This is a genomic window from Pseudomonas sp. 2995-1 (assembly GCF_002742505.1).
In the GTDB taxonomy this organism is placed as follows: Bacteria; Pseudomonadota; Gammaproteobacteria; order Pseudomonadales; family Pseudomonadaceae; genus Aquipseudomonas; species Aquipseudomonas sivasensis.
The window spans coordinates 223107-248033 of the sequence record NZ_LJSA01000196.1 but is presented as its reverse complement, the minus strand read 5'-3'; the positions used below and the strand labels follow the sequence as shown (position 1 = coordinate 248033).

General features: G+C 60.6%; 28 protein-coding genes. 16 read left to right on the top strand and 12 right to left on the bottom strand.

What is annotated here, in order from left to right; translation table 11 throughout:
- Positions 1-14: 14 nt before the first annotated feature.
- The 4 genes from lpxK to AOA61_RS02315 all read right to left on the bottom strand — a co-directional run bounded on the left by lpxK (position 15) and on the right by AOA61_RS02315 (position 4421).
- Entirely contained in the window at positions 15-1025 is a 1011-nt protein-coding gene (lpxK, locus tag AOA61_RS02330) for a tetraacyldisaccharide 4'-kinase (RefSeq protein WP_099601043.1), read from the bottom strand.
- Positions 1025-1453, bottom strand: a complete 429-nt coding sequence (locus AOA61_RS02325; RefSeq protein WP_095184456.1) for a biopolymer transporter ExbD — start codon at positions 1451-1453, stop codon at positions 1025-1027. Before AOA61_RS02325 ends, lpxK begins: the two co-directional genes overlap by 1 nt.
- On the bottom strand, positions 1450-2085 hold the full coding sequence (locus tag AOA61_RS02320; protein ID WP_032890033.1) for a MotA/TolQ/ExbB proton channel family protein: 636 nt from the start codon (positions 2083-2085) through the stop codon (positions 1450-1452). Before AOA61_RS02320 ends, AOA61_RS02325 begins: the two co-directional genes overlap by 4 nt.
- 110 nt (positions 2086-2195) lie before the next feature.
- A complete protein-coding gene (locus AOA61_RS02315; protein ID WP_241150139.1) occupies positions 2196-4421 on the bottom strand; it encodes a DNA internalization-related competence protein ComEC/Rec2 in 2226 nt (741 codons plus the stop codon).
- A gap of 135 nt (positions 4422-4556) precedes the next feature.
- Between AOA61_RS02315 and AOA61_RS02310 the strand changes: the two genes are divergently transcribed.
- Entirely contained in the window at positions 4557-5072 is a 516-nt protein-coding gene (locus AOA61_RS02310) for a DUF2062 domain-containing protein (RefSeq protein WP_032889645.1), read from the top strand.
- A gap of 3 nt (positions 5073-5075) precedes the next feature.
- Here AOA61_RS02310 and AOA61_RS02305 read toward each other — a convergent pair whose 3' ends face one another.
- Together AOA61_RS02305 and AOA61_RS02300 are read right to left on the bottom strand one after the other, a co-directional pair.
- The gene (locus AOA61_RS02305) at positions 5076-6443 is read right to left on the bottom strand and encodes a sensor histidine kinase (protein ID WP_099601040.1); all 1368 of its coding nucleotides are present in this window, start codon (positions 6441-6443) and stop codon (positions 5076-5078) included.
- A complete protein-coding gene (locus AOA61_RS02300; protein WP_032889647.1) occupies positions 6433-7161 on the bottom strand; it encodes a response regulator transcription factor in 729 nt (242 codons plus the stop codon). The genes AOA61_RS02305 and AOA61_RS02300 overlap by 11 nt, the downstream gene beginning before the upstream one ends.
- 203 nt (positions 7162-7364) lie before the next feature.
- On the opposite strand from AOA61_RS02300, the gene AOA61_RS02295 reads away from it, so the two are divergent.
- The 4 genes from AOA61_RS02295 to AOA61_RS02280 all read left to right on the top strand — a co-directional run bounded on the left by AOA61_RS02295 (position 7365) and on the right by AOA61_RS02280 (position 12069).
- Entirely contained in the window at positions 7365-10118 is a 2754-nt protein-coding gene (locus tag AOA61_RS02295; RefSeq protein WP_032889648.1) for a response regulator, read from the top strand.
- Between the two features lie 48 nt (positions 10119-10166).
- Entirely contained in the window at positions 10167-11156 is a 990-nt protein-coding gene (locus AOA61_RS02290; protein ID WP_099601038.1) for a 2-hydroxyacid dehydrogenase, read from the top strand.
- A 71-nt stretch (positions 11157-11227) separates the two neighbouring features.
- Positions 11228-11668: a hypothetical protein gene (locus tag AOA61_RS02285; protein WP_032889650.1), complete on the top strand. Its 441-nt coding sequence runs from the start codon at positions 11228-11230 to the stop codon at positions 11666-11668.
- Positions 11665-12069, top strand: a complete 405-nt coding sequence (locus AOA61_RS02280; RefSeq protein WP_032889652.1) for an META domain-containing protein — start codon at positions 11665-11667, stop codon at positions 12067-12069. The genes AOA61_RS02285 and AOA61_RS02280 overlap by 4 nt, the downstream gene beginning before the upstream one ends.
- A 130-nt stretch (positions 12070-12199) precedes the next feature.
- Here the strand turns inward: AOA61_RS02280 and AOA61_RS02275 are convergent, their stop codons facing one another.
- Positions 12200-12661, bottom strand: a complete 462-nt coding sequence (locus AOA61_RS02275) for a TlpA disulfide reductase family protein (protein WP_032889653.1) — start codon at positions 12659-12661, stop codon at positions 12200-12202.
- 115 nt (positions 12662-12776) lie between these two features.
- On the opposite strand from AOA61_RS02275, the gene arsC reads away from it, so the two are divergent.
- From arsC to AOA61_RS02260, 3 genes are read left to right on the top strand one after another with little or no spacing between them, the layout of a single operon-like run.
- Positions 12777-13130 carry an arsenate reductase (glutaredoxin) gene (gene arsC / locus AOA61_RS02270; protein WP_099601036.1) on the top strand — a complete coding sequence of 118 codons (354 nt, stop codon included), beginning with the start codon at positions 12777-12779 and terminating at the stop codon, positions 13128-13130.
- Complete coding sequence (gene wrbA, locus AOA61_RS02265) at positions 13127-13741, top strand: NAD(P)H:quinone oxidoreductase (RefSeq protein WP_032889655.1); 615 nt, start codon at positions 13127-13129, stop codon at positions 13739-13741. Before arsC ends, wrbA begins: the two co-directional genes overlap by 4 nt.
- Complete coding sequence (locus AOA61_RS02260; protein ID WP_032890035.1) at positions 13725-14132, top strand: DUF2069 domain-containing protein; 408 nt, start codon at positions 13725-13727, stop codon at positions 14130-14132. Before wrbA ends, AOA61_RS02260 begins: the two co-directional genes overlap by 17 nt.
- Positions 14133-14203: 71 nt before the next feature.
- Here AOA61_RS02260 and AOA61_RS02255 read toward each other — a convergent pair whose 3' ends face one another.
- Both AOA61_RS02255 and ttcA read right to left on the bottom strand, forming a co-directional pair.
- On the bottom strand, positions 14204-14875 hold the full coding sequence (locus AOA61_RS02255; RefSeq protein WP_099601035.1) for a DNA-3-methyladenine glycosylase I: 672 nt from the start codon (positions 14873-14875) through the stop codon (positions 14204-14206).
- Positions 14876-14942: 67 nt separating this feature from the next.
- The gene (ttcA, locus tag AOA61_RS02250) at positions 14943-15767 is read right to left on the bottom strand and encodes a tRNA 2-thiocytidine(32) synthetase TtcA (protein ID WP_099601034.1); all 825 of its coding nucleotides are present in this window, start codon (positions 15765-15767) and stop codon (positions 14943-14945) included.
- A 266-nt stretch (positions 15768-16033) separates the two neighbouring features.
- Between ttcA and AOA61_RS02245 the strand changes: the two genes are divergently transcribed.
- A complete protein-coding gene (locus AOA61_RS02245; protein ID WP_032889661.1) occupies positions 16034-16636 on the top strand; it encodes a Yip1 family protein in 603 nt (200 codons plus the stop codon).
- Between the two features lie 128 nt (positions 16637-16764).
- Positions 16765-17259, top strand: coding sequence for a SprT family zinc-dependent metalloprotease (locus AOA61_RS02240; protein WP_032890037.1), 495 nt, complete (start codon positions 16765-16767; stop codon positions 17257-17259).
- A 96-nt stretch (positions 17260-17355) separates the two neighbouring features.
- Here AOA61_RS02240 and AOA61_RS02235 read toward each other — a convergent pair whose 3' ends face one another.
- A complete protein-coding gene (locus tag AOA61_RS02235; RefSeq protein ID WP_099601032.1) occupies positions 17356-18531 on the bottom strand; it encodes a CaiB/BaiF CoA-transferase family protein in 1176 nt (391 codons plus the stop codon).
- A gap of 157 nt (positions 18532-18688) precedes the next feature.
- Between AOA61_RS02235 and tusD the strand changes: the two genes are divergently transcribed.
- The 6 genes from tusD (at position 18689) to AOA61_RS02205 (ending at position 22125) form a co-directional block, all read left to right on the top strand.
- On the top strand, positions 18689-19081 hold the full coding sequence (gene tusD, locus AOA61_RS02230; RefSeq protein WP_032890039.1) for a sulfurtransferase complex subunit TusD: 393 nt from the start codon (positions 18689-18691) through the stop codon (positions 19079-19081).
- Position 19082: 1 nt separating this feature from the next.
- Positions 19083-19433: a sulfurtransferase complex subunit TusC gene (gene tusC, locus AOA61_RS02225; RefSeq protein WP_032889665.1), complete on the top strand. Its 351-nt coding sequence runs from the start codon at positions 19083-19085 to the stop codon at positions 19431-19433.
- A complete protein-coding gene (gene tusB, locus AOA61_RS02220) occupies positions 19433-19711 on the top strand; it encodes a sulfurtransferase complex subunit TusB (protein WP_032889666.1) in 279 nt (92 codons plus the stop codon). Before tusC ends, tusB begins: the two co-directional genes overlap by 1 nt.
- Complete coding sequence (locus AOA61_RS02215; protein ID WP_032889667.1) at positions 19708-20043, top strand: TusE/DsrC/DsvC family sulfur relay protein; 336 nt, start codon at positions 19708-19710, stop codon at positions 20041-20043. Before tusB ends, AOA61_RS02215 begins: the two co-directional genes overlap by 4 nt.
- On the top strand, positions 20040-21041 hold the full coding sequence (locus AOA61_RS02210) for a glycosyl transferase family protein (RefSeq protein WP_032889668.1): 1002 nt from the start codon (positions 20040-20042) through the stop codon (positions 21039-21041). The genes AOA61_RS02215 and AOA61_RS02210 overlap by 4 nt, the downstream gene beginning before the upstream one ends.
- 88 nt (positions 21042-21129) lie before the next feature.
- The gene (locus AOA61_RS02205) at positions 21130-22125 is read left to right on the top strand and encodes a glutathione S-transferase family protein (RefSeq protein ID WP_099601030.1); all 996 of its coding nucleotides are present in this window, start codon (positions 21130-21132) and stop codon (positions 22123-22125) included.
- Positions 22126-22241: 116 nt separating this feature from the next.
- Here the strand turns inward: AOA61_RS02205 and cysG are convergent, their stop codons facing one another.
- Positions 22242-23636: a siroheme synthase CysG gene (gene cysG / locus AOA61_RS02200; protein WP_032889670.1), complete on the bottom strand. Its 1395-nt coding sequence runs from the start codon at positions 23634-23636 to the stop codon at positions 22242-22244.
- Entirely contained in the window at positions 23637-24917 is a 1281-nt protein-coding gene (gene serS, locus AOA61_RS02195; protein WP_099601029.1) for a serine--tRNA ligase, read from the bottom strand.
- Between the last annotated feature and the right edge of the window lie 10 nt (positions 24918-24927).

Below are 24927 nucleotides of genomic sequence, written 5' to 3'. Positions count from 1 at the left end.
TGGAAAGAAGTGTTTTAAGGCAAGGGACGGGCGGGCAACAAGCGCGTCAGCTGCGTGTCGAACCACGCGACGAACGCCGGTGACGGCACCGCATCCACCGCAAGGTACCACCAGTCGGGCTGGGCAAAGGCGCGGCACTTCACCGCGTCCTTCTCGGTCATTACCAGCGGCAATGACGGAGTAAAATTCAAGACTTCGGCGCTGTAGGGCGCATGGTCGGCAAACGCATGGGGTATCGGTTGCCAGTGTAGCGTTTCAAGGGTGTTGAAGAAACGTTGCGGGTTGCCGATACCGGCGACCGCGTGCACCCGTTGACCTGCTTGAAAATACTCCACCGACTGGCGTTCGCCGGTATACAGGTTGACGAGTGCCGTAGGCTGCAGGCGGAAGGCAAAGCCATCGTCGCGATCTGATACTGCGCCGTTATAGAGCAGCGCATCTACACTCTGCAGGCGCTCGACCGGCTCGCGCAACGGCCCGGCCGGGAGGCAACGACGATTACCAAGGCCACGGGCGGCGTCAATCAACACCAGTTCCAGGTCACGGGCCAGGCGATAGTGTTGCAGACCATCATCAGAAAGAATCAGATCCAGCGGCTCGCTGGCCAACAGTGCCTTGACCGCACGGCTGCGATCGGGATCGATCATCATGGGCACGCCGCAGCGCTGCACGATCAACAAAGGTTCGTCACCCGCCGCCTCGGCGCTTTGGCTGGCCTCAACGCGCCATGGCAGTTGCGCAGGCTTGGCGCCGTACCCTCGACTGACCACACCTACACGCAAGCCATTGCGCCGACAGTGTTCGATCAACCACAGGATCAACGGCGTCTTGCCGGTGCCGCCTACGGTGATGTTACCGACCACCACCACTGGCACGGACGATTGATAAATGTCGCCCTCGCCCGCCACGAACCGCGCGCGTTTGCGCTGCACTACGCGGCGATACAAAGACTCCAACGGCCGCAATAACGCGAGCGCCGGATGCCCCTCGTACCAGGCCTTGAGCAAACGATCGGACATGGACATCAGGGTTGGCTCGCCGCCTCGACAGTGCTCATGCGCAGATGGCTGAAACCGAGCTTGCCGGCGGCGTCCATCGCGGTGATAACGGCCTGGTGCTGGGTCTTGCCATCGGCACTGATGGACAACGGCATCTTGGTGTCTCCTCCGGATTCTTTCTCCAGGGCGACCATTAGGCTGGCGAGATCGTTCTTCTCCAGCAGCTGATTATTCACCGAAAACGCGCCGTCGGCGCTGATGGCGATGTCCAGTTGCTTGATTTCCTGGTCTTCCGCCGGCGAACCACTCACCGCTTCCGGCAAGTCGACACGCAGTTCGGTCTGCCGGGTGAAGGTGGTGGTGACGACAAAAAACAGCAGCAGGATAAATACCACGTCGATCAGCGACGCGAGGTTGATATCGACATTTTCCCGTTGCTTGCGGCGAAATTTCACGCTTTGCCCCCAACCAGGTCCACATCACGGTCGCCTTGCACCACTTCCACCAACTTGATGGCCTCCTGCTCCATGCCGACCACCAGCTCATCGATGCGCCGCTGCAGGAAACGATGGAAGAACACCGCAGGAATACCGACCATCAAGCCTGCTGCCGTGGTAATCAGGGCCTTGGAAATCCCCCCGGCGAGCACCGCCGCGTTGGTGGTCATGCCCGACCCCATGAATGAGCTGAAAATATCGATCATGCCCAATACCGTTCCCAGCAGACCGAGCAACGGTGCCATGGCAGCGATGGTGCCGAGAGCATTAATGTAGCGCTCCAGTTCATGAATAACCCGGGCGGCGGCCTCTTCAATGCACTCTTTCATGATCTCGCGGCCATGCTTGGAGTTAGCCAAGCCCGCGGCGAGGATTTCGCCCAAAGGCGAATCAGCGCGCAATGCCTTGAGTTTTTCCTTGTCCAGTTGCTTGTTCTTGATCCAGCCCCAGACCTGCCCCAATAGATGCTCGGGCGTGACTCGACTGGCGCGCAGGGTCCACAAGCGTTCGGCAACGATGCCGAGTGCGGCGATGGAGCTCAAGATAATCGGCAACATCATCCAGCCGCCGGATTTGACCAATTCCCACACAGTGAATGTCCCCTCGAAAAAGTGCGCCACTTTACCATACAGGTTCGGCAACGGGGCTCGTCACCCATGGCTTCGCCTGTCGTAGGCTCCAGCCTTATAGTAACGTCGAATTACGGTAACGCTTCGCGCCAAAAACGGCGTTGACTACGCGCAACAATGGGTGGCAGGAAAGCCCCCAATTGCAAGCGCACCGCTCCATGCTCAGCACTGTCATATAACTGGCTGCCCAGCGCCTGGTAGCGCTCAACCACCTGAGGATGAGGATGGCCGAACGCGTTGCCACGCCCACGGGAGATCAGCACTGACGTGGGTGCCAGCCGCCGTAGAAAAGGCCAGGATGACGAACTCCGGCTGCCATGGTGAGGGGCTTGCAGCCAATCGGTCCGCACGGCCAGTGGTGAGTCGAGAAATGCCCGTTCGGCGGCGCGATCAATATCCCCGGTGAGCAATAGCCGCTCACCATTGGCTTGGACCTGCAGAACGCAAGACTTTGGATTGCCATTAATAGCCTCAGACCACTGCCACAACTCGAATGACACACCGTCCCATTCCCACTGCTCGCCACTGATACATGGCTGGGCTCCGAGAAACGCTGGCAACCCTTCGGTTTCGCCGCCCACCACCCGCTTGATCGGCACCCCTCGGGCAACAGCCGCTGCCCCACCGGCATGATCGGCATCAGCGTGACTGAGCAACATCATGTCCAGTGACTCGACGCCGAGTTTTTTCAGCGACGGCAATACCACACGAGCCCCCAGATCAACTGTGCCAGACCGCAGGCCGGCGTCGTAAAGCAACGTGTGATGCCGGGTACGCAGAATCAAGGACTGCCCCTGCCCCACATCCAACTGCACCACCTCCACCCGCCCATGGGGCACCGGCTCACGCGGTGGAAAGACTGCCAACAGCAACATCGGCCAGCCCAACAGCCGAAACGGCACGCCTTTGGGCAGCAACAACAGCACCGCGCCCATCAGACTGATCAGCCAGTAACCCAAGGGCACATCGGCAGGTATCCACGCGGGCACTTGCCCTGCGAGCCATGCCAGACCCAGGAACAACGCATCCAGCGCCCCACCCGCCAGCCACAGCAAGCCCTCCCCCAAATATGGCAGCGGCAGCATGGCGGTCCCCAGCAACGCCAGCGGCAACACCACAAGACTGATCCAAGGCACGGCCACCAGATTGGCCAGCGGCGCACTGACGCTGATGGGCAACCCGAGCACCAACAACACAGGAAGCAGGCCAATGGCAATCAACCATTGAGGACGCGTCCAGGCCTGCCAGACACCCCACGGCCCCAGGCGCCCGCCGAAAGCCAGGATCAATACGGCAACAGCCGTGAAAGAAAGCCAAAACCCCGGTTGCAGGCTGGCCAATGGTTCAAGGATCAGTACACCATTGAGCGCCAGCAACAACGGCCACCAGAACCCCAGATGACGGAAGCGCAAACGCCACAGCAGCACCAGGCCCACCATGACGCAGGCCCGCTGGACCGGCACACCGAACCCCGCCAACAGGCCATAACCCAGCGCGGACGCAAACGCCAAGCCACACGCCCACGGCAGCCATGGCCACATTCGAGGCCAGAAACCGTAGCGTGCCAGTAACGCGACCAACCCGTAGATCAGCCCCGCCAGCAGGCCGATATGCTGGCCGGAAATCACCAGCAGGTGCACCGTGCCGGTGTCCTGCAACACCTGCCAATCCTCGGCTGCCAGCCCGGAACCGTCCCCCAGCACCAAAGCTGCCAGGCCCGCCTCGCGACCTTGAGCGTCGACGGCAATCAACCGTTGGCGGACCGTGTCGCGCAAGGCATGGCGGGCCGGCGACAGGCGCTCACCATCTTTTACCGAGCCGGTGGCGCCAATGCGTTGTGCCAGCAACCATGCCTCTTGATCAAAACCGTGAAAATTGAGCAGCCCGGACGGCCGCTTAAGCGTGACTGCCAGGCGCCAGCGCTCCCCGCTGCGTACCTCGGGCCCACCGTGCCAGGACACACGGATGCGCTTTGGCAACCGGGCGTTACGCGACCGGCTGTCGGCCAGATCGAAACGCACCCCGGTGCCGGTCTGTTGTGGCAACCCAATGACGCGCCCCTCCAACCATCGCGTCTGGCCATCGAGCGCCGGTGGCAGGCGATCATCCAGCGCCCATTGCGCACTGATGCACGCCCAGCTCAAGCCCAGCAGGAAAAACGCCAAGGGAGACGTACGAAATGGCAGCAGCATCAAAACCAGCACCAGCATGGCTATCAGCCATCCAGTGGTCGGTAACTCAGGTAGGAAACGCAGGGCAAGCAAGCCCAGCGCCAGCGCGAACATCCCTGTCTTCATGAATCATCCTTTTCAAGTGATCCACTCAGTCTTAGCTGGGTGCTCGGTACGTCCTATGATGTTTTGTCACAAAGTCTGAATTTTCTGTTTATAGAATGCGGGCATACTTGCCCCTCGAACTGACCTGGACCCCTTATGCCACGGCGCTTATTCAAACGGTACATGCCCGACCCCACCAGTATCAGGGAACACAAGTCATTACAGTTTCTTGGCACGCTGCTGCATGACCCGAACCTCTGGCATCTGAATCGGCACTCAGTGGCGCGCGCCATGGCGGTGGGTCTGTTCGCAGCATTTATCCCCATTCCGTTGCAGATGCTATTGGCTGCGGTGCTGGCAATTACCGTGCGCGGCAATATGCCCATCGCCGTCAGCCTGGTTTGGCTGACAAACCCGATCACGATGCCAGTGGTATTTGTTTGTACTTACATGACCGGCGCCTGGTTGATGAACGTGCCCCCGCGCAGCCTGCCCGATGACTTGACCTGGGAATGGATCAGCGGCCAGTTGAGTACGCTGTGGCAACCCTTCTTGCTCGGCTCAGTGGTGTTGGGGCTGGTGCTGGGCGCATTGGCCTATTGCCTGACGATGGGCTATTGGCGCTGGTGGGTCGCGCGCCAATGGAAGAAGCGCAAGCTGCGCCGGGGCTGAGCCCTAGCGCGCCGGTAACCGCAGGTGTACACGCAAGCCCTGACCGGTGTTTTGCGCCCACAGGCTGCCGTCCTGACGCTGAACGGCATTGCGCGCGATGCTCAGGCCCAGGCCGAAACCACCATCACCGGGCCGTGATCCGTCCAAGCGCGTAAACGGCGCAAAAATCCGCTCCAGATCACGCTCATCAATCCCCCCGCCCTGATCCTCCAACCACAGGTGCCAGTACTCCCCATCGCGTCGCCCATCCAGACACACAACCCCGTTTTCCGGAGAGTGGCGTATGGCGTTGCGCAAGATATTTTCCAAGGCCTGGGCCAGGGCGTTTAGATTACCGCGCACCCAACAGTCAGCGCCCAGCAGGCACGGCAGTCTCGATGCGGACCAATCGCTTTCAAAGCAGGCATTCTCCCGCAGCATGTCCCACAACGCCTGTACCTGAAGATCCTCCTTGGGCAGTGGCGCCCGCTCGGTGTCCAGCCAGGCCAGCTGCAAGCTGTCTTCCACCAGGCGCTGCATAGCGTCAATCTCTCGGCCCAACCGCTCACGCAACTGAGCAAGATCCTGCTCGCTGTCGCAGGCCACGCGCAAGCGGCTCAACGGAGTGCGTAGTTCATGGGACATGTCCCGCAGCAGTTGTTGTTGCAATACAACAGTGCCCTGCAAACGCTCAGACATGTGGTCAAACGCACGGCCCAACTCGCCCAATTCGTCCTGTCGACTGGTGGCGTCAAGGGGCATCCGCGTGTTCAATTGATCGGCACGCCAGGCATTGGCCTGCTCGCGCAGTTGATTGAGAGGCATGATCAGAAGCCGGTACAGGCCGACGCACAGCAACAAGGTAAACAGGCCTGGAATCACACCATTGGTCACCACGCGCCAGACCACTTGATAACGCCCCGGCATAAAACGCTGTGGCAATTCAATGACCAGCGAACCGGCACCCGGATCTACCGCAAACGGGATCTTGAGCCACGGCAAGCCCTTGACGTGGCGGCTGACCGGCCAATCCAGGCCCCGCAAGAACGTCAGGCGTTGGCTTTCCGTAGCGGTCAGTGGGTAGCTGCTCAACGACTGCAAGTCGTTGCCTATTACGCCGATCCACGTGCTTTCCTGTTTGCCCATCGCCTGCAGCCATGCATCAATACCGGCATGGCCGCCACGGTTCCAGGCCTGCTCGGCGCTCACCGCATAACCACTCAGCGTGACCCTCGCCTCGTCGGACAAATACGCGTTCTTTTGCTCCATGTAACGGCCCCAGGACCAACTGAGCCAGATCATCAGTAAGCAGAAGGCAATCAACAGGCAGGCGAGCTTCCAAAATAATGAATGTTTGCCCGGCAGCCGTTTCAGCGCCCTTTCAAAGCCCATCGTCGTGACCACTGAGCACATAGCCCTTGCCCCAGACCGTGCGCACTTCGCGCTCGCTGTAGCCGATCGCCTTGAGCTTGCGACGGATCTGGCTGATGTGCATGTCGAGGCTGCGGTCATGGGGCGCATAGCCGCGCTGCAAAACATGTTGGTAAAGGAATGCTTTGCTGAGGACTTCTTCAGTGTTGCGGTGCAGGGTTTCCAACAGGCGGTATTCGCTGCGGGTCAGGCCTGCCCAGTGTTCCTGATGAAACACATCGCACAGCTCATCGTCGAAACGCAGTGTGCGAGCATCCCCGCGCACCGGCGCAAGCGTCGGCAGCGGGCGTCGATCCAGGGCCACCCGGCGCAGGATGGCTTCGATACGCACGCGCAACTCGACCATGCTGAACGGCTTAGGCAAGTAGTCATCGGCGCCCAAGCGAAAACCGCTGACGCGATCGGCCTCGGCACCCAATGCCGACATCAGGATTACCGGGATCGAATGGCTCTGGCGTAGATGAGTCAAGATCGACAAACCATCCAGCCCCGGCAGCAGGATATCCATCAACACCAGGTCGAACGCCTGTTCGCGCGCCATCGCCAGCCCTTGCTGGCCGTTCTGGCACCAGGTGACCTGGAAGCCACAGCGCCCCAGATGCTCGTGGACATAGGCGCCCAGCACGGGATCATCTTCGATGGTCAGGATATTGGGTAGGCCAACTGCTGCGGGATTCATTAGCGTCTGCAAGTCATTCTCAATCGCCGATTATTCAAGATTACCCTGGCGCAGGCAATCGCTACGGGGCCAAACGAGCCGAAGATTGCCCTCTCTCAACAATTTGCGAGATTCCAGGCCGTGCAAATGGCTACACTGCGCAGGTGGCGCGGGCCGGATGCCGGCGCGGAAGATTGATTTCAGTGTGGTAGCAGGAGAGTGGCGTGCTTAGAAGAATGGGGATAAAAGGCCGCGTACTGTTGCTGAGCTTATTACCGACCAGCCTGATGGCCTTATTGTTGGGGGGCTACTTCACCTGGATGCAACTCTCGGAGTTGCAGACCCAATTGCTGCAGCGCGGCGAAATGATCACCGAGCAATTGGCGCCTCTGGTGGCTCCTGCTTTAAGCAGCAAGAACACTGACCTGCTGGAGCGCATCGCCACTCAATCCCTGGAACAACTGGACGTGCGCACCGTGTCGTTCCTTGCGCCGGACCGTACGCCCCTCGCCCACGCTGGCCCGACCATGCTCAACCAGCCGCCGGCCGGCAACAGCTCTCACCTGCTGCAACGCACCGACAATGACGCCACGCGCTATCTGCTGCCGGTGTTTGGCCGCCATCGCAACCTTGCCGGCGACTTGATCCCCGATGAAGCCGACCGCCTCTTGGGCTGGGTCGAAGTAGAACTGTCCCACAACGGTATGTTGCTGCGCGGCTATCGCAGTCTGTTCGCCAGCCTGCTGTTGATCGCCATTGGCCTGATCTGCACAGCAGCCCTGGCGCTGCGCATCAGCCGCACGATCAACGAGCCGATTGGCCTGATCAAGCAAGCAGTGGCCCAGCTCAAGGACGGCAATCTGGAAACCCGCTTGCCTCCTTTGGGCAGCCAGGAACTGGACCAACTCGCCTCAGGCGTCAACCGCATGGCCGAAACCCTGCAAAACGCCCAGGAAGAACTGCAGCACAGCATCGACCAGGCCACCGAAGACGTACGCCAGAATCTGGAAACCATCGAAATCCAGAACATCGAGCTGGACCTGGCCCGCAAAGAAGCACTCGAGGCCAGCCGTATCAAGTCCGAGTTCCTGGCCAATATGAGCCATGAAATCCGCACACCGCTCAACGGTATCCTCGGTTTTACCCACCTGCTGCAAAAAAGCGAGCTCACACCGCGCCAGTTGGACTATCTGGGCACTATCGAAAAATCCGCCGACAACCTGTTGGGCATCATCAACGAGATCCTCGACTTCTCGAAGATTGAGGCCGGCAAGCTGGTGCTCGACAGCATCCCGTTCAACCTGCGGGATTTGCTGCAAGACACCCTCACCATCCTCGCCCCCGCTGCCCATGCCAAGCAGTTGGAGCTCGTCAGCCTGGTGTACCGCGACACGCCGCTGGCACTGGTGGGCGACCCTCTGCGGCTTAAGCAGATCCTGACCAACCTGATCAGCAACGCCATCAAGTTCACCCGCGAGGGCACTATCGTGGCCCGGGCGATGATCGAGGAGGAACAGGAAGACAGCGTGCAACTGCGCATCAGCGTGCAGGACACCGGTATCGGCCTGTCCAGCCAGGATGTGCGGGCTTTATTCCAGGCGTTCAGCCAAGCCGATAACTCTCTGTCGCGCCAGCCGGGCGGCACCGGGCTGGGCCTGGTGATTTCCAAGCGACTGATCGAGCAAATGGGCGGTGAAATCGGCGTCGACAGTACGCCGGGCGAAGGGTCGGAATTCTGGATCAGCCTGAACCTGCCCAAAACCCGCGACGATATCGAAGACCTGCCCTGCGCGCCGCTGCTGGGCCATCGCGTGGCAGTACTGGAAAACCACGAACTGGCGCGTCAGGCCTTACAACATCAACTGGAAGACTGCGGCCTGGAAGTCACGCCGTTCAATAGCCTGGAAAACCTGACCAACGGCATCACCAGTGCCCATCAGACCGAGCAAGCCATCGACTTGGCGGTGCTCGGCGTCACTGCCAACGACATCCCGCCCGAGCGCCTCAACCAGCATCTTTGGGACCTGGAACGCCTGGGTTGCAAAGTGCTGGTGCTGTGCCCAACCACGGAACAGATGCTGTTCAACCAGTCGGTGCCCAACCCCAACAGCCAGTTGCAGGCCAAGCCGGCATGCACCCGCAAGCTTCGCCGCGCCCTCTCCGACCTGATCAGCCCGCGCCCGTCGCGCAGCGAACCGGGCGAGCCGCTGTCCAGCCGTGCGCCGCGTGTGCTGTGTGTCGACGACAACCCGGCAAACCTGCTCTTGGTGCAAACGTTGCTGGAGGACATGGGCGCCCAGGTACGTGCGGTAGAAAGCGGTTATGCCGCAGTCGACGCGGTAAAACAGGACACCTTCGACCTGGTGCTGATGGACGTACAAATGCCTGGCATGGATGGGCGCCAGAGCACCGAGGCGATCCGCCAGTGGGAAAGTGAGCGCCATGGCACACCCTTGCCAGTGGTCGCCCTTACCGCCCACGCCATGGCTAACGAAAAACGCGCCTTGCTGCAAAGCGGCATGGACGATTACCTGACCAAACCCATCAGCGAAAGACAACTGGCCCAAGTGGTGTTGAAGTGGACCGGCCTGGCCTTGCGCAACCAAGTGCCTGAGCGTGTCACTGAAGGTCTGGGCCCAGGGGTGCAGTTGCCGGTTCTGGACCATGAGGAAGGCCTACGCCTGGCCGCGGGTAAAACCGATCTGGCGGCTGACATGCTTGCCATGCTGCTGGCCTCCCTGGAAGCCGACCGCCAAGCCATTCACATCGCCCGCGACGCCAAGGACAACCTGGCGCTGATCGAACGCGTCCACCGCTTGCACGGCGCCACCCGCTACTGTGGCGTACCGCAACTGCGCGCCGCCTGCCAGCGCGCCGAAACCCTGCTCAAGCAGGACGATGCCAAGGCGATGACCGCGCTGGACGAACTGGACATGGCCATCGCGCGACTGGCCAGCGAAGCACGGGTCAGTGTCTGACCCTATTTCATGGCGCTGACCCACTGACAAATTGCAGGGAGCTTTTCAATGCGCGTGATTCTTTTCAGCAGCCAGACCTACGACCGCGATAGTTTCCTCGGCGAGCCACTGCCACCTGGGCTGGAACTGCAATTCCAGCCGGCCCGACTCAATCTCGACACCGTGGCCCTGGCCGAACACCACGAGGTGGTTTGCGCCTTTATCAACGACGACCTCAGCGCCCCGGTGCTGGAACACCTGGCCAAGGGCGGCACCCGACTGATTGCACTGCGCTCGGCGGGTTACAACCATGTCGACCTCGCCGTCGCCAAGCGTCTGGGCCTGACGATCGTACGGGTACCTGCTTACTCGCCCCATGCGGTCGCCGAACACGCCGTAGCGCTGATCCTCGCACTCAACCGCCGCCTGCACCGTGCCTACAACCGCACCCGCGAGGGTGACTTCAGCTTGCACGGTCTTACCGGTTTCGATCTGGTAGGCAAGACTGTCGGTGTTGTCGGCACTGGGCAGATCGGCGCGACATTTGCCAGGATCATGGCCGGGTTCGGCTGTGAGTTGCTCGCCTACGACCCCTTCCCCAATCAACAGGTGCAGGCAATGGGCGCGAAGTACGTGAGCCTGCCCGAGTTACTGGCCCAGGCGCAGATCATCAGCCTGCACTGCCCGCTGACCGCTGACAGCAAGCACCTGATCAACGCCCGTTCCCTGTCGCACATGCAGCCCGGCGCGATGCTGATCAATACTGGCCGTGGCGGCCTGGTGGATACCCCGGCATTGATCGAAGCCCTCAAGGACGGCCAACTCGGCTACTTGGGGCTGGATGTCTACGAAGAAGAAGCCCAGCTGTTTTTTGAGGACCGCTCGGACTTGCCCCTGCAAGACGACGTGCTCGCACGCCTGCTGACCTTCCCCAACGTGATCATCACCGCACACCAGGCGTTCCTTACCCGCGAGGCCCTGGCGGCCATTGCCGGCACTACCCTTGCCAACATTGCTGCATGGGCCGATGGTCGGGCGCAGAACCTCGTCGAAGGATGATCAGCGGTCACATAGCAAGCTCATGATGAGCAGGCACCCGTGATAGGATGCCGCGCCTATTTGGAGGATCCATGGCCGAACACGATTTCCGCTTCAGCTTGCTGAGCCCGCAACACACCCTGATCGAATGCCGAGCCCTAGTGCCGGGCCGTTACCAAGTCACCGGCAACGGTGGTTCGATCAAGCATGGCGATGTCCTGATCGTCACCCTGCGCGGCAGTAAAACCCTGTCGATGCGCCTGACCGTTGAAGGTGACGCGCGCTACTCCATCCGCCCGGCGGGCCAATGGGTCGCCATGGCTCAAGGGCCGAAATTCGGCGAGTTGGAGATTCACACTTGGAAGGTCAACTGCGACAGCTGCGACACCGTGCTGGAGTTTGAATTCGCGGTAGAAACCAAGCTGACCAAAGAACCGCTGCAGCCTGCCGCCAACGCGCGCATCAAAGAGTTGGGCTGGGCCAGTGAAGGCGACAAGCACCGCTGCCCGAAATGCCAGAAGGCTGCGCAATGAAAGGCCTGCTTCTGCTCGCCGCCGTCGGCGTGGCCTTGAGCGGCTGTGCCGGTGATGCGGTCAAGCTCAAGCAAGATCACAGTTACGTGGTGGAGTGGATTGGTGAGCGGCCATTGATGGACTACGCACACCTGACTGTCACCCTCGGCGCCGATGGCCGCGCCTACGGTAATGGCGGCTGCAACCACTGGTTTGCGCCGTACACGGTCGAGGGCGACAAGCTCAGCTTCGGCAAAATCGGCAGCACCCGCAAGCTCTGCGCCGAGGCCTTGATGGAGCAGGAGCATCGCTTCTTCCAGGCCCTGCAAAGCGTACAACGCTGGGACATCTCGCCGATCGAGCAGACCCGCTTCTGGCCGGCCGAAGGCAAGCCGATTCGCCTGTGGCTGGAAGAAGGCTGATCACGCTGCTCGCGGTCAAAATGTGGGAGAGGGCTTGACCCCGATGGCGGTGTAACAGTCAACGGATGTATTGACTGAAACACTGCAATCGGGGGCAAGCCCCCTCCCACATTTGATTTGAGTGGTTGCTTTAACCGCGCAAGGCCTTGAGTTTGGCCAGTACCCCTTCCGCCGTCTGTTCGCCCATCAACTGCTCACGCACCTTGCCCTTGTCATCAATGATGTAAGTCACCGGCAATGCCTCGCTGCGCGGAATCTCAAAGATCCCGTCGGGGTTTTGCGCCAGCACGGTGAATTTAATGCCCAGCTTGTCGCTGGCCTCTTTCAGCTCTGCGCCCTGCACATTGTCGAAGTTAACCCCGAACACCCCCACGCCCTGCCCTTTCAGCTGTTCCGCCAAGGCATTGAGCTCAGGGATTTCCGTGCGGCACGGGCCACACCATTCTGCCCAGTAGTTGACCACCAGCCATTGCTTGTCCAAGCGCTCGGCCGCGACTTTCTGGCCGTACTGGTCAACGCCATAGTCATTCCCGCAGCCGCTGAGCAGCAGGGTTGTAATGATCGCCAATGCACCGATCAGTCGACGTGTCATGGGGTAATCCTTCGCAAAAATGAACGTTGGCTGCGACCTATCGCCTCTTACGGTTTAAGGACGGGGTGCAGCGCGGGTAGAATACCCGCCACCTTACGCAAGATGCGACCCGCACATGACCGATCTGACGCTTTATCACAACCCGCGCTGCTCGAAATCCCGCGGTGCGCTCGAACTGCTTGAAGCCCGCGGTCTCACCCCAACCGTGGTGCGCTACCTGGAAACCCCGCTGGATGCGTCGCAAATCAAGGCCTTGCTGGCCAAACTGGGCCTCAGCGCCCGTCAATTGCTGCGTACCGGCGAAGACGAGTACAAAACTCTCAACCTGGCAGACGCCAACCTCAGCGAAGCCAATCTGATCGCCGCCATCGCCGAACACCCCAAGCTAATGGAGCGTCCGATCCTGGAAACCGCCGACAAAGCCATCATCGGCCGCCCACCAGAAAACGTGCTGGAGATTCTGCCGTGACCACACCGTACGTGTTGGTGCTGTATTACAGCCGCAACGGCTCGGTCAGCGAAATGGCCCGGCAGATTGCCCGGGGCATTGAGCAAGGCGGCATGGAGGCGCGCTTGCGCACGGTGCCGGCGATCTCCACCGAATGCGAAGCCGTGGCGCCGAGCATTCCGGACGAAGGCGCGCTGTATGCCAATCTAGATGATCTGAAGAACTGCTCAGGCCTGGCCCTGGGGAGCCCGACGCGCTTCGGCAACATGGCTGCGCCGCTCAAGTACTTCCTCGATGGCACCAGCAACCTGTGGCTCACCGGCGCGCTAGTCGGCAAGCCGGCTGGCGTGTTCACTTCCACCGCCAGCCTGCACGGCGGCCAGGAGACCACGCTGATGTCAATGCTGCTACCGCTGCTGCACCACGGCATGCTGATCACCGGCCTGCCCTACAGCGAACAGGCATTGCTCGACACCCAGGGCGGCGGTACGCCATATGGCGCCAGCCACCATTCCGGGCCGGACGGCAAGCGCATGCTCGATCAACATGAAATCACCCTGTGCCGGGCACTGGGGTTGCGCCTCGCCACCACCGCCACGCTGCTGGAGAATGGTCGTGGCCAAAAAGCCTAAAGTTCTGCCGCCCCAAGCGTGGCTGGAGCCACGGGTCAAGGTGGCACGCGCGCTGAGCCTGCTGGCGTTTTTTAGCCTAGTGGGTTTGCTGTGCGTTTATTACCTGTTCGTCGCCGACCTGCATGGCGCACGCCCGTGGGTGATCCTGCTGATCGAGCTGGTGCCGCTGTTGTTGCTGGCGCCGGGCATGATCAGCGGCAGTGCGCGGGGGCATTCATGGATGTGCTTTGCGGTGAACCTGTATTTCATCAAGGGCGCGCTGGCGGCGTATGACCCGAACCGTCAGTGGTTCGGGGTGCTTGAGATGCTGGCGAGTCTGGCGGTGTTTTGTACCGCACTGCTCTATGTGCGGTGGCGGCATCAGTTGAATCGGCGGCTGGCTGAGGCCTGATCAACGATTTGCAGTGCATCCGGCTTGTGTGGCGAACGAGCTCACCACACAAGAACTTGCGCCGACTGGGGTCAGTGGTTGACGGTGTAAGCCAACATCATCGACAACTGACACATCGGCCGCCCACTCTCGGCATGCCACTGGTTGAACGCGCCCTGAACCGTCGCCAGATCCCGCAGGCTGGTCGGCGCCTTGTCGACGATCTTCTGCGCATTCAATGCAGCCACTACGTCATCACTCGGCACAAACGTATCCTTGCCCACCATCCGCAAGAATCGCGGCGCCGACAGGCCGCCCAACTGATGGCCGTGCTTGCTCAGGTACTTCCAGAGCCCGACGATATCCGTCACCGGCCAGTCGGCGATAAACGCGCCGAAGCTGCCCTTCTCTTGCTCAATATCCAGAATCATCTGCGCATTGCGCGGCACGCTCTTGAGCTTGCCCAGGTGACGGATGATACGCGTGTCCTGCATCAGGCGTTCCAAGTGCTCGGCGCCCATCAGCACGACTTTTTCCGGATCGAAGCCGAAGAACACCTGCTCAAACGCCGGCCACTTGGCGTCCACTACACTGTGCTTCAACCCGGCGCGAAACACCCGGAGCGCCAAGGTCGACAGGTAGCGATCATCGCTGATCTTGCGCAATTGGGCCGGGGTCTTGGGTGCCGGCAGGTGGGCTTCCAGTTGAGCCGCTGAACCAAAGCGGTTCAGACAATATTCGTGCAGCCACTTGTAATCGCGCATGCCCTCTCCTGGGGATTGAAATGAAAACGGCGCCCTTGAGCGCCGTCTTTCAGAGCGTTGAACTGCTTCAGAGGTTCACTACGTTGACGAAGCGCGAAGCGGCCGTCTCGTCGATTTTCAAGTTGGTGAAGTCAAACAGGTTGCGGTCGGCCAACTGCGACGGCTGCACGTTCTGCAAGCTGCGGAAGATGCTTTCGGTGCGCCCCGGCGTCTTGCGCTCCCAGTCCACCAGCATCTCCTTGACCACCTGGCGCTGCAGGTTTTCCTGGGAGCCGCACAGGTTGCACGGGATGATCGGGAATTGCTTGAAGTCGGAGTAGGCCTGGATGTCTTTCTCGTTGCAATACGCCAGCGGACGGATTACCACGTTGCGTCCGTCATCGGAGCGCAGCTTGGGCGGCATGGCCTTGAGGGAGCCGTTGAAGAACATGTTGAGGAAGAAGGTTTCGACGATGTCGTCGCGATGGTGACCCAATGCCATCTTGGTCGCACCGATTTCATCGGCAAAGGTGTAGAGCGTGCCACGGCGCAGGCGCGAGCACAGCGAGCAGGTGGTCTTGCCTTCCGGGATCAACTCCTTGACCACCGAATAGGTGTCTTTCTCGACGATGTGGTACTCGACGCCCAGCGTTTTCAGGTAAGCCGGCAGCACGTGCTCGGGAAACCCCGGTTGTTTCTGGTCCATGTTGACGGCAACGATGTCGAACTTGATCGGCGCGACCTTTTGCAGGTGCAGCAGCACATCGAGCAGGGTGTAACTGTCTTTGCCGCCGGAGAGGCAGACCATGACCTTGTCGCCATCCTCGATCATGTTGAAATCGGCGACTGCTTCACCCGCCAGGCGACGCAGGCGTTTTTGCAGTTTGTTCTGGTTGACCGTAAGAGTGCCCATGGCGATTGGATCCGCTGGAGGTGTGTGACGAAAAGCCGGGTATCTTACCGATGTCGAGTCCACACATTCAACGTGGCCCCGCATTCCAATCTGCGATTAGGCCCACTGTTTACAGTGCGATTTGCTCTAAAGGCCCTACAGTTATTCCGGTCATCCCTTCCTATACTGCGACGTGAGGTCGCACATCTATATCCAGACCTTTCAGGCCAATTGGCCCGTGGGCGCTCCGTTGGGGGGCGATGGTAATAACGACAGGAGTGACTGGCATGATCCATCACGTCGTGGGGCTGTTTACCCATCCCGACCAGGAATGGCGGGAAATCCGTGGCGATAAAGAAGAAAGCATCGGCCACATGTACCTCACTCACACCCTGATTCTCGCGGCAATTCCCGCAATATCAGCGTTTATCGGCACCACCCAGGTGGGCTGGGTCATCGGCAATCGCGCGCCGGTGATGCTGACCCAGGAAAGTGCGTTGTGGATGACCATCATGTCGTACGCAGCCATGCTTGGCGGCGTGGCGGTGATGGGCGCGTTCATTCATTGGATGGCCCGTACCTACGACGCCAACCCCAGCATGGCGCGCTGCGTGGCCTTTGCGACCTACACCGCGACGCCGCTGTTTATCGGCGGGCTGGCGGCGCTCTACCCGCACATGTGGCTGGGTATGGTCGTGGGCACAGCGGCGATCTGCTACACGGTGTACCTGTTGTATGTGGGGCTGCCGACGTTCATGAACATCGATCCGGACGAGGGCTTCCTGTTTTCCAGCTCGGTACTGGCCGTAGGCCTGGTGGTGCTGGTGGCGATCATGGCGTTTACGGTGATCGTCTGGGGCCTGGGCGTAGGGCCGATCTATACCAACTGAACCGCTGAAACCGTAGGCAAGGCCACCGCAAGGTGGCTTTGTGCGTTATGCATGACCATTCGGCGCCTGACAGATTCGGAAACACTCAGCTTTGCGGCATACTGGGCATCTCTGGAGATATGTACAGCATGCCCGAGCAACTCAATACCCGCGTCGAAGATTGTTTCCTGCAAGCCGAATCCTTTTTCAAACGAAGCTTCAAACGCCCCCAGGTCAGCCTCAAGCTGCGGGGCCAGAAAGCCGGTGTCGCGCATTTGCACGAGAACCTGCTGCGCTTTAACCCACAGTTGTACCGAGAAAACAGCCAGCACTTCCTCAAGCAGACCGTGGCCCATGAGGTGGCGCACCTGATCGCCCACCAATTGTTTGGTGAACGCATCCAGCCCCATGGCGAGGAATGGCAGTTGATCATGCGCGGGGTCTACGAACTGCCGCCGGACCGTTGCCATACCTATGCCGTGCAGCGGCGCCAGGTGACCCGCTATATCTACCGCTGCCCATGTGCCGACAGCGACTTTCCGTTTTCGTCGCAGCGACATGGCATGGTGGCTCAGGGGCGGCGGTATCTGTGTCGGCGCTGTCGGCAGACATTGGTGTTTACCGGCGAAACCCGGGTGGAATAAAGGCCTCATCGGGAGCAAGCCCCCTCCCACATTTTGATCGTATTCACAGGCCTGAATGTGGGAGGAGGCTTGCTCCCGACAGCGTCCGCCCAGCCACTACATAATCACCTTGGAGCTGCGCAGCTCGCTGATGCGCGGCGGGCTCAAGCCCAGCTCCGCCAACACTTCATCACTGTGCGCGCCCACGGCGACGCCAATGTGCCGGGGCGCTGGCAACCCTTCCGAAAATTTCAACGGGCAGGCAATCTGCGCCTGGCTCGAGCCATCGCCCCTGGGCACCTGGCTGACCAGCGCCCGCGCCTTTAACTGCGGATGGGCCACGGCTTCGCTGAGCGTCAGCACAGGTTCAACGCAGGCATCCACCCCGGCAAACAGCTCGCGCAATTCCTCGAAACTGCGCTTCTCGAACTCCACCTGCAAGGCCTTCTTAAGCGCCGGCTGCCGCTCTGGCTTCAAGCCCTGCGCGGCCAGCTCCGGGCGCCCCAACGCTTCACACAATTGCTGCATAAACGCCGGCTCCAGGCTGCCCACCGACATCCAGCGCCCATCGCGCGAGCGGTAGTAATCATAGAAACTCCCGCCATTGAGCACATGGCCTTCCCATTCCGGCTCCGCACCACAGGCGAGATAACCCGCCCCAGCCATGGCATTCAAGCTGAACGAGCAATCGGTCATGCTTACATCCAGGTATTGCCCGACGCCACTTTGCTGGCGGGCGATAACGGCCGCCAGCAACCCCACCACCGCATGCAGCGAACCCCCGCCCACGTCCGCCAACTGCACACCCAACGGCAGCGGCCCGCTGTCCTGGCGCCCGGTATAGCTGGCCACGCCTGCCAGTGCCAGGTAGTTGATATCGTGGCCGGCGCGATCCTTATACGGGCCGGTCTGGCCATACCCAGTGATCGACACATAAATCAGCCGGGGATTAATCGCCTTCAAGGCCTCATACCCCAGGCCCAAGCGTTCCATCACGCCGGGGCGAAACTGTTCGAGCACGATGTCGTAGTCTTTGACCAGCGCCCGCACAATCTCCAAGGCCTCGACCTGCTTGAGGTCCAGCGCCAGGCTGCGTTTATTGCGATTGAGGTAGGCATGGCTCGCCGAGGTGCCCTGATCATGGGGCGGCAAGACCCGCAGCATATCCAGGCGCGTGGGCGATTCGATACGCAGCACCTCGGCGCCCATGTCCGCCAGCATCAACGAAGCAAACGGGCCGGGCAGCAAGGTGGAAAAATCCAGCACTTTGAGGGACGCCAAGGGACCTGACATGGGGACTCCACTTTCGGTTCGAATGCCCACAGACTAGGCAGCCTTGCGCCTACCGGCAATCGTCAGAACGATCACCGACAGTGACCGTTTTGATCACGGCGGGCTTTTTCGCGACGGCGGCTTTATCATTGGCCTACGTTTGCTTGCCGAGTGTTCCATGAAGTTCGCGATTGCCCTGTATTCCGCCGCCCACGCGCCCTCTTCGCGCCGCGCCTTGCTCTTCGCCCAGGCGGCGTTGGCCGGTGGGCATGAGATTGTGCGGTTGTTTTTTTATCAGGATGGCGTTTACAGCGCGTCCAACAACCTCGTAGCGCCCCAAGATGAGCAGGACATTGCCCGCCAATGGCGTGAGTTTGTCAGCACTCATCAGCTCGACGGCGTGGTATGCATCGCCGCCGCCCTGCGTCGTGGCGTGCTCAACAGCGAAGAGGCCACGCGCTATCAACGCAGCGCAGTGAACCTGGATGCACCGTGGACGCTGTCAGGCCTGGGGCAATTGCATGATGCAATCCAGGATGCCGACCGCCTGATCTGTTTTGGAGGGCCGTGAAATGTCCAAATCCTTATTGCTGATCAGCCGTCAGGCGCCGTGGTCCGGGCCGAGCGCACGGGAAGCGCTGGATATCGTGCTGGCGGGTGGCGCCTTTGATCTGCCCATCGGCTTGCTTTTCATGGATGACGGCGTGTTCCAGCTCGCGCCGCACCAGAACGCCAAGGCCGTGCAACAAAAGGACCTCAGTGCCAACCTGCAGGCATTGGAGCTGTTCGGCATCGATGATGTGTTTGTCTGCCGCCACAGCATGGCCGTGCGTGGCTTGACGCCGCCAACCGAAGCGCAACCGTTGAGCAACGACGCTATTTCCCAATTGATTGACCGTTACGACCAGGTAATTACCCTCTGATGTCGACTTTACACGTGGTGTCTCACTCCCCGTTTACCGATAGCCGCCTCGACAGCTGCCTGCGTATCTGCGGCGCCGAGGACGCGATCCTGCTGTGCGGCGACGGCGCCTACGGCCTGCACGCCCCAGCCCTGCAAACCAAGGGCGTGAAGGTCTTTGTGCTGGCCGAAGACATGCAGGCGCGCAACCTGCCATTACCGGACTGGGCCGACAGCGTGGACTATCCCGGTTTCGTGCAACTGTCGATCGACTACGACAAGGTCAACACCTGGCTATGAACACCCTGACCGTGGGCGAACGCCGCCTCGAACTGGACAAGGACGGCTACCTCGTCGACCTGAACGACTGGTCCACCGAGGTGGCCAACGCCCTGGCCACCGCCGAAAACCTTGTATTGACTGCGGCGCACTGGGAAATCCTCGAACTGTTGCGCGGCTTTTACGCCGAATTCCAGCTGTCCCCAGCCACGCGCCCGCTGATCAAGTACACCGCCTTGAAGCTAGGCCCGGACAAAGGCAACAGCCTGCACCTCAACCAATTGTTCAACGGCACTCCCGCCAAACTCGCCGCCAAGCTGGCGGGCCTGCCCCGGCCGACGAATTGCTTATGACCGACTTCTCCCCGCTGACCCTGCAAACTCCTGCCGAGCACCCATTTGCGCAATTCGTACGCATCCTGGGCAAAGGCAAGCGCGGCGCGCGTAACCTCACCCGCGAAGAAGCCCGCGAAGCCATGGGCATGTTGCTCGACGAAAAAGTCGAAGACACCCAACTGGGCGCCTTCCTGATGCTGCTTCGGCACAAGGAAGAAAGCCCGGAAGAACTCGCCGGTTTCACCGAAGCCGTGCGCGAGCGCCTGGATGCCCCCACACTGAATGTCGACGTCGACTGGCCCACCTATGCCGGCAAGAAACGCCACCTGCCGTGGTTCCTGCTGGCAGCCAAATGCCTGGCGCAGAACGGTGTGCGCATCCTGATACACGGCGGCGGCGCCCATACGGCGGGCCGGCTGTACACCGAGCAGCTGCTGGATACCCTGCACATTCCCCTGTGCCGAAACTGGCAACAGGTCGGTACGGCGTTTGAGCACGCAAACCTCGCATTTATCCCGCTGGGCGACTGGGCACCACAACTGCAACGCATGATCGATTTGCGCAACACCCTGGGCCTGCGCTCGCCGATCCACTCGCTGGCGCGGCTGCTCAACCCGTTGAATGCCCGTTGCGGCCTGCAAAGCATCTTTCATCCGGGCTACCAGGGCGTGCACCGCGATGCCAGCGGGCTGCTCGGGGATAACGTGATTGTGGTGAAAGGCGACGGTGGCGAGATAGAGATCAACCCCGACACTATCAGCCACCTGTACGGCACCACCGGCGGCGAGAGCTGGGATGAAGAATGGCCCGCCCTCTCCGCCCAGCGCCACGTCAAGCCGGCAACGCTGGAGCCTGAGCACTTGAAGGCCGTATGGCGCGGCGATGCAGAGGACAGCTACCCGCAGCTGGCGCTGATCGCCACCATGGCCCTGGCCTTGCGCGGCCTTGGCCACCCGCGGGAGCAGGCGTTCGAACTGGCGCAGCAATATTGGGAAGCACGGGATAAATCGATTTAATCGATCATTCATCCGCAGTCTTTGCGCTTTTAGTTCGAACTCATCCCTTTAGACTGGGCTCCAACGCTTATTAGCCAAGGAGCCAGTCATGGGTTTGCTGATCGAAGGACACTGGAAAGACCAGTGGTACGAAAGTAGCGCAGACGGCGCTTTCCAACGGGAACAGGCACAGCGGCGCCACTGGGTGACCGCCGACGGCCAACCTGGCCCGAGCGGCGAAGGCGGCTTTAAGGCCGAGGCCGGTCGTTATCACCTCTATGTGTCCCTGGCCTGCCCATGGGCGCACCGCACGCTGATCATGCGCAAGCTCAAGGGCCTGGAAAGCCTGATCGATGTGTCCGTAGTCAGCTGGCTGATGCTGGAAAACGGCTGGACCTTCGACAAGGCCCACGGCTCGACCGGCGATAAGCTGGATAATTTCGAATTTATGCACCAACGCTACACCGCCGACACAGCCGACTACACCGGCCGCGTGACCGTTCCGGTCTTGTGGGACAAGAAGCTCAAACGCATCGTCAGCAATGAATCGGCGGAGATCATCCGCATGTTCAACAGCGCCTTCAACGGACTGACTGGCAATACCCTGGATTTCTATCCCGACTCCCTACGTACAACCATCGATGAGCTGAACGAGCGGATCTATCCGGCCGTGAACAATGGCGTGTACCGCGCAGGTTTTGCCACCTCACAAAAAGCGTATGAAAGCGCGTTTGATGATGTGTTTGCTGAACTGGACCATCTGGAACAACACTTGGGCGACCATCGCTACCTGGCCGGCGAGTACCTGACCGAAGCGGATGTGCGGTTGTTCACCACGCTGATTCGTTTTGATGCGGTGTATTACAGTCACTTCAAATGCAATCTGCGGCGGATTGCGGATTATCCGAATCTGTCGAATTGGCTGAGGGAGATGTTTCAGTGGCCGGGGGTGGCCGAGACGGTGGATTTTGAGCACATCAAGGGGCACTACTATGCCAGTCACCGCACGATCAACCCGACGGGGATTGTGCCAAAGGGGCCGTTGCAGAGGTTTGATGCTGGGCACGATCGCCAGCGGTTGAGTGGCGAAGGCGTCTGGCGCTGATTCAGGAAATGCGCTGTGTGTGATGGCCTCATCGGGAGCAAGCCCCCTTCCACATTTGGAACTGTGAATACAGTAAAAATATGGAAGGGGGCTTGCTCCCGATGTTTTTAAAAGGCTCAGACCTGAGACTGGGCGCCTTCAAACCACTTCAGCTTCTCACGCAACACTACCACCTCACCCACGATCACCAGCGTCGGCGCATGCACTTCATGCTCCGCCACCATGCGTGGCAAGTCCGCCAGCGTGCCGGTGAACACGCGCTGGTTGGAGGTGGTGCCCTGCTGGATTAACGCCGCCGGGGTATCAGAAGCACGGCCATGCTTGATCAGTTGCTCGCAGATAATCGGCAAGCCAATCAAGCCCATGTAGAACACTAGGGTTTGCGACGGCCCCACGAGATCACTCCAAGGCAGGTCCGACGTCCCGTTCTTCAAATGCCCGGTGATAAAACGTACTGACTGCGCATAGTCACGGTGGGTCAGCGGAATACCCGCATAGGCCGCGCAGCCGCTGGCCGCCGTGATTCCTGGTACCACCTGGAACGGGATGCCATGGGCCGCCAGTTCTTCGATCTCTTCACCACCACGCCCGAAGATGAACGGATCGCCACCCTTGAGGCGCAGCACGCGCTTGCCTTGCTTGGCCAGGTCCACCAGTTGCTGGTTGATCTGGTCCTGCGGCACAGCGTGGTCTGCGCGACGCTTGCCGACATACACACGTTCGGCATCGCGGCGGCACAGGTCAAGAATCGCCGGGGCGACCAAGCGGTCATAAAGCACCACGTCCGCTTGCTGCATCAGACGCAGCGCACGGAAGGTCAACAGGTCGGGATCGCCCGGGCCTGCACCCACCAGGTAGACCTCACCCGGCGCATACGGCGGTGCGCCGTTGACCTTTTCAATCAGTAGACGCTCAGCCTCATCACCCTGCCCAGCCAACTGGCGGTCGGCAATCGGGCCCTGGAACACTTCTTCCCAGAACGCACGACGCTGCTGCACATCCGGATACAAGCCTTTGACCTGGGCACGAAAACGCGCCGCTAGCCCCGCCAACTGGCCGTAGGTGGACGGAATCCAGGTTTCCAGCTTGGCGCGGATCAAGCGTGCCAGCACCGGCGCATCGCCGCCGCTGGAGACGGCAATCACCAAGGGAGAACGGTCGACAATTGCCGGGAAGATCACACTGCACAAGGCCGGCGCGTCCACCACATTGACCGGTACACAGCGACGCTTGGCATCACTGGACACTTGCGCATTCAGTGGCTCGTCGTCGGTGGCGGCGATGATCAGGGTGCAACCGTCAAGGTCGGCCTCCTGATAACCGCGCACAATCAGTTCCCCGCCACTGCCCAGTACCAATTCACGCAACTGGTCTTCGATCTGGGGAGCAACCACCCGCAGCACCGCACCGGCGTCGGCCAGCAGCCGGGATTTGCGCAAAGCAATCTCCCCGCCACCAACGACCAACACACGGCTGCCGCGCAGGTTATGAAACAGCGGCAGAAATTCCATTTAGCCGATGACCTCAACGCCCGCCATGTAAGGCTTGAGCACTTCAGGTACGCGGATCGAACCGTCAGCCTGCTGGTAGTTTTCCAGCACGGCAACCAGTGTACGGCCTACAGCCAGGCCCGAACCGTTGAGGGTGTGCACCAGTTCCGGCTTGCCGGTTTCCGGGTTACGGAAACGCGCCTGCATGCGACGGGCCTGGAAATCACCGCAGTTGGAGCACGACGAGATCTCGCGGTACTTGTCCTGGCTCGGCACCCACACTTCCAGATCGTAGGTCTTCACGGCGCTGAAACCCATGTCGCCGGTGCACAGAGCCAGCACTCGGTACGGCAGCTCCAGCAGCTGCAGCACGCGTTCGGCGTTGGCGGTCAGGCCTTCCAGGGCTTCCATGGAGGTCGACGGCTCAACCACTTGCACCATCTCGACCTTGTCGAACTGGTGCTGGCGGATCATGCCGCGGGTGTCACGACCCGATGCACCGGCTTCACTGCGGAAGCACGGGCTGTGGGCCACGAACTTGAGTGGAAGTTGCTTGGCATCGAGGATCTCGCCAGCGACGATGTTGGTCAGCGACACTTCAGCAGTCGGGATCAGGTACAGATCGGCTTCACCATCGCGGCTGATCTTGAACAGGTCTTCTTCGAACTTCGGCAACTGGCTGGTACCCATCAGCGCCGGACCTTGAACCAGGTACGGGGTGTAGGCCTCTTCGTAGCCGTGCTCGCCGGTGTGCAGGTTGATCATGAATTGCGCCAAGGCACGGTGCATGCGCGCAATCGGACCGCGCAGCAACGCAAAGCGCGCGCCGGACATCTTGGCGGCGGTTTCGAAATCCAGGCCACCGGTCAATTCGCCCAGGGCGACGTGGTCCTTGATCTCGAAATCAAAGGCTTTTGGCGTGCCCCAGCGGCGCACTTCGACGTTGCCGTCTTCGTCTTCGCCAACGGGCACAGACTCGTGCGGAATGTTGGGGATGCCCAGCAGGATCGAATCCAGCTCGGATTGGATCTTGTCCAGCTCGACCTTGCCGTCGGACAGCTCGGTGCCCATACGCTCGACGTCCGCCATCAGCGGCGCGATGTCTTCGCCGCGCTGCTTGGCCTGACCGATGGATTTGGAACGCGCATTACGCTCAGCCTGCAGTGCTTCGGTGCGGATCTGGACGGTCTTGCGCTGTTCTTCCAGCGCTTCGATGCGCGCAACATCCAAGGCAAAGCCACGGGATGCCAGGCGGTCCGCTACGTCCTGAAGGTTGCTACGTAACAGTTTGGAATCGAGCATGTCGGTCTCT

Coding starts and splice junctions, on each gene's coding strand:
- AOA61_RS02300 (WP_032889647.1), bottom strand. CDS start 7,161: ATGAATCCCGCAGCAGTTGGCCTACCCAATATCCTGACCATCGAAGAT.
- cysG (WP_032889670.1), bottom strand. CDS start 23,636: ATGGAATTTCTGCCGCTGTTTCATAACCTGCGCGGCAGCCGTGTGTTG.
- tusD (WP_032890039.1), top strand. CDS start 18,689: ATGAAGTTCGCGATTGCCCTGTATTCCGCCGCCCACGCGCCCTCTTCG.
- AOA61_RS02280 (WP_032889652.1), top strand. CDS start 11,665: ATGAAAGGCCTGCTTCTGCTCGCCGCCGTCGGCGTGGCCTTGAGCGGC.
- AOA61_RS02210 (WP_032889668.1), top strand. CDS start 20,040: ATGACCGACTTCTCCCCGCTGACCCTGCAAACTCCTGCCGAGCACCCA.
- AOA61_RS02215 (WP_032889667.1), top strand. CDS start 19,708: ATGAACACCCTGACCGTGGGCGAACGCCGCCTCGAACTGGACAAGGAC.
- AOA61_RS02315 (WP_241150139.1), bottom strand. CDS start 4,421: ATGAAGACAGGGATGTTCGCGCTGGCGCTGGGCTTGCTTGCCCTGCGT.
- arsC (WP_099601036.1), top strand. CDS start 12,777: ATGACCGATCTGACGCTTTATCACAACCCGCGCTGCTCGAAATCCCGC.
- serS (WP_099601029.1), bottom strand. CDS start 24,917: ATGCTCGATTCCAAACTGTTACGTAGCAACCTTCAGGACGTAGCGGAC.
- AOA61_RS02310 (WP_032889645.1), top strand. CDS start 4,557: ATGCCACGGCGCTTATTCAAACGGTACATGCCCGACCCCACCAGTATC.
- tusC (WP_032889665.1), top strand. CDS start 19,083: ATGTCCAAATCCTTATTGCTGATCAGCCGTCAGGCGCCGTGGTCCGGG.
- AOA61_RS02255 (WP_099601035.1), bottom strand. CDS start 14,875: ATGCGCGATTACAAGTGGCTGCACGAATATTGTCTGAACCGCTTTGGT.
- AOA61_RS02290 (WP_099601038.1), top strand. CDS start 10,167: ATGCGCGTGATTCTTTTCAGCAGCCAGACCTACGACCGCGATAGTTTC.
- AOA61_RS02275 (WP_032889653.1), bottom strand. CDS start 12,661: ATGACACGTCGACTGATCGGTGCATTGGCGATCATTACAACCCTGCTG.
- lpxK (WP_099601043.1), bottom strand. CDS start 1,025: ATGTCCATGTCCGATCGTTTGCTCAAGGCCTGGTACGAGGGGCATCCG.
- AOA61_RS02305 (WP_099601040.1), bottom strand. CDS start 6,443: ATGGGCTTTGAAAGGGCGCTGAAACGGCTGCCGGGCAAACATTCATTA.
- tusB (WP_032889666.1), top strand. CDS start 19,433: ATGTCGACTTTACACGTGGTGTCTCACTCCCCGTTTACCGATAGCCGC.
- ttcA (WP_099601034.1), bottom strand. CDS start 15,767: ATGGGCACTCTTACGGTCAACCAGAACAAACTGCAAAAACGCCTGCGT.
- AOA61_RS02235 (WP_099601032.1), bottom strand. CDS start 18,531: ATGTCAGGTCCCTTGGCGTCCCTCAAAGTGCTGGATTTTTCCACCTTG.
- AOA61_RS02205 (WP_099601030.1), top strand. CDS start 21,130: ATGGGTTTGCTGATCGAAGGACACTGGAAAGACCAGTGGTACGAAAGT.
- AOA61_RS02245 (WP_032889661.1), top strand. CDS start 16,034: ATGATCCATCACGTCGTGGGGCTGTTTACCCATCCCGACCAGGAATGG.
- AOA61_RS02240 (WP_032890037.1), top strand. CDS start 16,765: ATGCCCGAGCAACTCAATACCCGCGTCGAAGATTGTTTCCTGCAAGCC.
- AOA61_RS02285 (WP_032889650.1), top strand. CDS start 11,228: ATGGCCGAACACGATTTCCGCTTCAGCTTGCTGAGCCCGCAACACACC.